The 5,794-nt window shown below is 31.8% G+C and carries 4 protein-coding genes; all 4 read right to left on the reverse strand.

Annotated features, from left to right (window positions below; translation table 11 throughout):
* A partial coding sequence (locus ACIQ11_RS08400) for an oligopeptide:H+ symporter (protein ID WP_396154209.1) occupies positions 1–423 on the reverse strand: 423 nt, incomplete at its 3' end.
* Positions 423–2,081, reverse strand: a complete 1,659-nt coding sequence (locus ACIQ11_RS08405; RefSeq protein ID WP_396154210.1) for a peptide MFS transporter — start codon at positions 2,079–2,081, stop codon at positions 423–425. The genes ACIQ11_RS08405 and ACIQ11_RS08400, both read right to left, overlap by 1 nt.
* A gap of 80 nt (positions 2,082–2,161) precedes the next feature.
* Complete coding sequence (locus ACIQ11_RS08410) at positions 2,162–3,835, reverse strand: peptide MFS transporter (RefSeq protein WP_396154211.1); 1,674 nt, start codon at positions 3,833–3,835, stop codon at positions 2,162–2,164.
* A gap of 29 nt (positions 3,836–3,864) precedes the next feature.
* The coding region (locus tag ACIQ11_RS08415) for a S9 family peptidase (RefSeq protein WP_396154212.1) at positions 3,865–5,794 on the reverse strand (1,930 nt) is incomplete at its 5' end.

Below are 5,794 nucleotides of genomic sequence, written 5' to 3' on the forward strand. Positions count from 1 at the left end.
ACGTCTTGGATCGTTCTCTTTGTATAATTGCCCAACCATTGATGAAATATTTGGTTTAAAGAATCCTGTACCTACGATTGTAAAACCAATTCCTGTAAAAAACAGACTTTTCGGATCTATGGCTAAGATGATACTTCCAATAATCATTAAAATTCCACCCCAGAAAAGTGATTTTCGTAAACCAAGAATTTTATCGGCAAATAAACCACCAATAAAAGTAAAAGCATATACCCAAGCTTGTGTGGCACCATATTGTAAATTGGCTATTTCTTCGTCCATTGACAAATGGTTAACCATAAATACGACCAGCATTCCTCGCATTCCATAAAAACAGAAGCGCTCCCACATTTCTGAGAAAAACAAATACCACAGTTGTTTTGGATATTTGCCTTTAAAATTTTGTATTTCTTCTATAGTCTGCATTAGTTTATTCCTTTTTCTTTCATTACTGCATTTAATTGTTTCAATAAAACAAACATCAATAGTGTTGCAAACATCAATAGCCCAAAATTAATCCAAAAGAAATCTTGTTTGTTGTCATAGGTGTCCCAAAGACTGGCTAATACACCACTTAATTTATTTCCGATTGAAGTGGATAAAAACCAACCACCCATCATTAATGATGTTATATTTGTTGGACTCAGCTTAGATACAACCGATAATCCCATCGGACTTAGAAATAGTTCTCCAATTGTGATAATTCCGTAATTGGCTACAAGCCACCAAACACTAACTTTTTCAGAACCGTTTCCGCCCATATTAACTGCTGCAATCATTACTAAAACGGATAAAGCAGAAATTAATAATCCGAATGCAATTTTTGTAGGTGTTGATGGTTCTTTTTTTCTACCACGTAAAAATGTAAAAAATGCGACAACTAATGGTGTTAAAATAATGACCCAACCTGGATTGATAGACTGACTTAAATTAGTTGCCCAAATTGAAACTTTGGCATCTTCTTCAGGAAGTTTTTCTTTGGCTACATTTCTAAAGTATATTGGGTAATCTACTGTTTTTTGAACTTCGCCATTTAGTTTTTGAATACGAAAACTGGCATCATATAATTCTGTAGAATCTTTTTTATAGTCTATTTCTTTAGATAATTTAAGTGTGTTAAAAACAGATTTGGTCGTTCCTGTGATTTCTCTATCTGTATATCTATCTGCCCAAGTGGTAAGTGCCGAACCATTTAGTTTGAAAACCGCCCAAAATAAAATTACTACAGCAAATATGGTTAATAAAGCTCCAATTGGCCTTTTGTCTTCTGCTTTTGCTTTAAAATATAAACTTCCGTAAAAAAATATAACTGGAATACAAGCAAAAATAAAGGCATCGGTACTATCCGAACCAAAAATATATCCAGATGGATTAGCTTCAGAAGTTACACCTTTTAATAACCAACCAATTACTCCAAATACAGCAGAGGGTAATAAAATAAATAAAACAATTTTATAAAATGGCATATCGCCTTCTTGCGTTCCTTTTTTATCTGTTTTGTTTCCGTAATGTTTTGTTCCTAATAAGAAAACAATGACACCAATAAACATTCCAACACCAGCTGCCATAAACGCATATTGCCAACCTAATAGAATTTGTAATGCAGCTCCAAAAAAGTTACAAATGAAAGCACCAACATTAATTCCCATATAGAAAATATTATACCCTTCATCTTTTTTGTCTTTGTACTGATCTTCAGAATAGAAATTACCTAAAAGTGTAGAAATATTTGGTTTGAAGAATCCATTTCCAATAATCACAAGTGTCATAGCAATATATAACATAGTAATGTTATGAATACCCATTAAAAGATAACCAATACCCATCATCAAACCTCCAATAACTATTGATTTTTTATATCCCCAATATCTATCAGCTACAAGTCCACCAATAAAAGGAGTTAAAAAAACCAGTGCGATAAATGTTCCATACAAATCGGAAGCTTCTTTTTCAGTTAAGGCAAATCCTGCTTCTACATCTTTAAGATAAAGAGTAAAAATTCCAATCATTAAGTAATAGCCAAAACGTTCCCACATTTCAGATAAGAATAAATAAGGCAATGCCTTTGGGTGTGATTTCCACATACTATTTTTGTTTTAATAATTAAAAAAGCCTGCAACAATGTTACAGGCTTGAAAGATATAAAAAATATTTTATAAAATAATTAGTTAATACCGTGCATCATTTTTTTCAATCTTGGAGTTAATGCGAATAAAATTGCAGCTGCTATACCACATAAAATCACAAATACCATAAAGAATTCAAACAAATTATGAATTTCAAATCCAGCAAAAACTGGATTAGTTGGGCTAATTTGATTTGTATCTAAAAGAGCTAACTGATCTTTAGTTGGTACTATTTTCTTATCTAAAACTGCTTGTAAATCGATTCCTAATTCTTTTGCTTTGTTAAATTTGTCTCCAGTTGCAGGCATAATAGAACCTAATGTTCCTGCTAACGCATATCCTGCTGCATTTGATAAGAAGAATACTCCGTATAATAAAGAAGAAAAACGTTTTGGTGATAATTTACCTACCAATGATAATCCAATTGGAGATAAACATAATTCAGCACATGTTTGTATTAAATACAATAAGATTAACCATTTAATTGCTAATAAGCCATTATTACCTAAATCTTTTACGTTGTGAGCGATAATAAAATATGAAACAGCAATTAAAAGCAAACCAATAGCTTGCTTAAAAGGAGAAATCGGTTCTCTGTTATTGGCTCTTAATTTATCCCATAACATACTGAAAGGTACAGCAAACATTACTACGAATAATCCATTGAAGATTTGTACCATTGATGGCGGCATATTCCAACCAAAGAAATTTCTATCTGTTTGATTATCTGCAATAAACGTTAATGAAGAACCAGCTTGTTCAAAGGCTGCCCAGAAAAAGATAACGAAAAAGGCAACAATGTAAATTACTAAAATTCTATCTCTTTCAATTTTAGTTAATGAGGTGTCTGAAATAATTAATCCTGCTAAAGATAAACCACTTGCATAAATTATAGCATAAATAATATTCTGCCCAAATGCATAATGAAATAAGAATCCTAATCCTATGAAAGCAACAACTGCTCCAATTAAAGCATTCTTTGAAAATACAGCTTTTTGAGATTCTCCATCTTCAAAATCTGAAGCATCATTTTTTGAAGGTAAACCACCAATTGGTCTGCCTTCAGGAGTAACTACGTATTTATTTTTTAAATAATAAAAAACCATAGTTCCTAAAACCATTGCTATAGCTGCTGCTAAGAATCCCCATTTGAAAGCATAAATATCTCTAATGCCACCAGCATCTTTAACATCTCCAACAATTGGACAAATTAATTGACCTAAGAAAGCACCTAAGTTAATTCCCATATAAAAAATCGTAAATGCTGTATCTAATTTGTTTTTTTCTTGTTTAGGATATAAACTTCCTACCATAGAAGAAATATTTGGTTTAAAGAAACCATTACCAAAAATGATAATTCCCAAAGCAACCCAAAGTAAAATTTTAGCTAATTCAATATTGGAAGTAAATACAGTTGCACTAATAAATAATAAAAATTGTCCAACAGCCATCATTAAACCTCCAAGCATAATGCAATTTCTGTTTCCTAAAAATCTATCTGCAACAAATCCACCTAACATAGGTGTTAAATAACATAAACCCAAAAATCCACCGTAAATTAAAGAGGCATCTGCTTCTTTCATTAATAATGAATTTACCATAAATAGGGTTAGGATGGCTCGCATTCCATAGAAATTGAATCGTTCCCACATTTCGGTTCCAAATAATACCCAAAGCCCCTTTGGATGTCCTTGTTTAACAGTTTCGCTCATAATTAATTTATTTAGTAATATTGGTTAGTTTATAGTTTTTCTAAAATAAAGTTGGTCATTTTGGTGTACAATTGTAAACGGGTTTTTCCACCATAAATCCCGTGATTTTTATCTGGGTAAATCGCCCAGTCAAATTGTTTGTTGGCTTGTACTAAAGCCTCTACCATTTTCATAGTGTTTTGAACATGCACATTGTCATCAGCCGTACCATGAATTAATAAAAAGTTTCCTTTCAATTTATTTACATGTGAAATAGGCGAATTGTTATCATAACCACTTGCATTTTCTTGTGGAGTCTGCATGTATCTTTCGGTGTAAATGCTATCGTAATATCTCCAAGACGTTACGGGTGCAACTGCAATAGCAGATTTGAAAACATCTGCGCCTTGAAAAATACAATTAGCCGCCATAAAACCACCAAACGACCATCCGAAAATTCCAATTCTCGATTTGTCAACAAAAGTGTATTTTCCGAAAACTTTAGCCGCATCAATTTGATCTTCTACTTCGTATTTTCCTAATTCTTTTTGCGTACATTTTTTAAATTCTGCACCTTTAAAACCTGTTCCTCTTCCATCTACACAGGCTACAATGTAGCCTTTTTGAGCCAACATCATAAACCAATAATCATTTGTTCCGTTCCAAGTGTTTGCTACTTGTTGCGAACCTGGTCCCGAATATTGAAACATAAAAACAGGATATTTTTTATTCGGATCAAAATCTTTTGGTTTAATCATCCAAGTGTTTAAAATATGCCCTTTTTCTGTAGTGATGGTTGAAAATTCCTTCGAAGCCACGTTGTATTTTGCTAATTTTTCTTCAACAGCTTCGTTAGATTGGATTTTTTTAATCTCTTGGGTGGTTTTTGAATCGTTTAAAGAATAATAAGGCGCTGAAGCAGCACTTGAATAGGTATTTATAAAATACTGAAAATTCGGACTAAAAGTAGCATTATTTGTTCCTGTTTTTAAGGACAGTCTTTTTTTAGCTTTTCCGTCAATTGAAATGGAATATACATCTCTATTTATGGAACCGTTTTCTACAGATTGATAGTATACAATTTTGTTTTTTTCATCAAATCCATAATAAGCGGTTACATCCCAATTTCCTTTTGTAACTTGGTTTTTCAACTTTCCGGTTTTGTCATAATAATAAATATGATTGAAACCGTCTTTTTCTGAAGTCCAAATAAAACTATTGTCTTTTAAAAAGGTTAAATTATCCGTAACATCGACGTAAGCTTTGTCTTTTTCGTTTAAAATTACTTTTTTAGTTCCTGAATTTCCATCAACAAATATAACATCTAAATTATCTTGGTGGCGGTTTATCACTTGAGCACTCAATACATTTTTATCACTTGTCCATTTTAATCGTGCGATATAAAAATCAGAATAAGTACTTAAATCAATTTTTTGAGTTTTTTCTGCAGTTACGTCATAAATATGTAACGAAACGGTTGCGTTTTTTTCTCCTGCCTTCGGATATTTAAAAACAGCTTGTGTAGGATACAATCCTTGGTTGTACATATCCATTGAAAATTCTGGAACATCCGTTTCATCAAAACGAATAAATGCTATTTTAGTTCCGTCAGCATTCCAATCAAAAGCCCTTACAAAAGCAAATTCTTCTTCGTATACCCAATCAGTAATTCCGTTAATGATGCTATTTTTCTTACCATCCGAAGTAATTTGCGTTTCTTTATTTAACAACAAATCAAAAACATACAAGTTGTTTTCGAAAGCATAGGCTATTTTATTTCCATCTGATGAAAAAGTTGGTTCTTGAATGGCTTTATCGGTAAATTTTGATAATTTTTTAGACGCTATATCATAAACAAAATAATTTGCAGTAAAAGAACGTCTAAATATAGATTCGGTATTTGTAGCAATTAATATCTTTTTCTCAGACTGATCAAATGTGTAACTATCAATAGAAGTTAATGCTGCAAAATCTTTCGTA

The sequence above is a fragment of the Flavobacterium sp. genome, assembly GCF_044361065.1.
Classification (GTDB): domain Bacteria; phylum Bacteroidota; class Bacteroidia; order Flavobacteriales; family Flavobacteriaceae; genus Flavobacterium.

Excerpts from the sequence above, each read along its gene's own strand:
- ACIQ11_RS08405 (WP_396154210.1), bottom strand. The coding sequence starts at position 2,081 with ATGTGGAAATCACACCCAAAGGCATTGCCTTATTTATTCTTATCTGAA.
- ACIQ11_RS08410 (WP_396154211.1), bottom strand. The coding sequence starts at position 3,835 with ATGAGCGAAACTGTTAAACAAGGACATCCAAAGGGGCTTTGGGTATTA.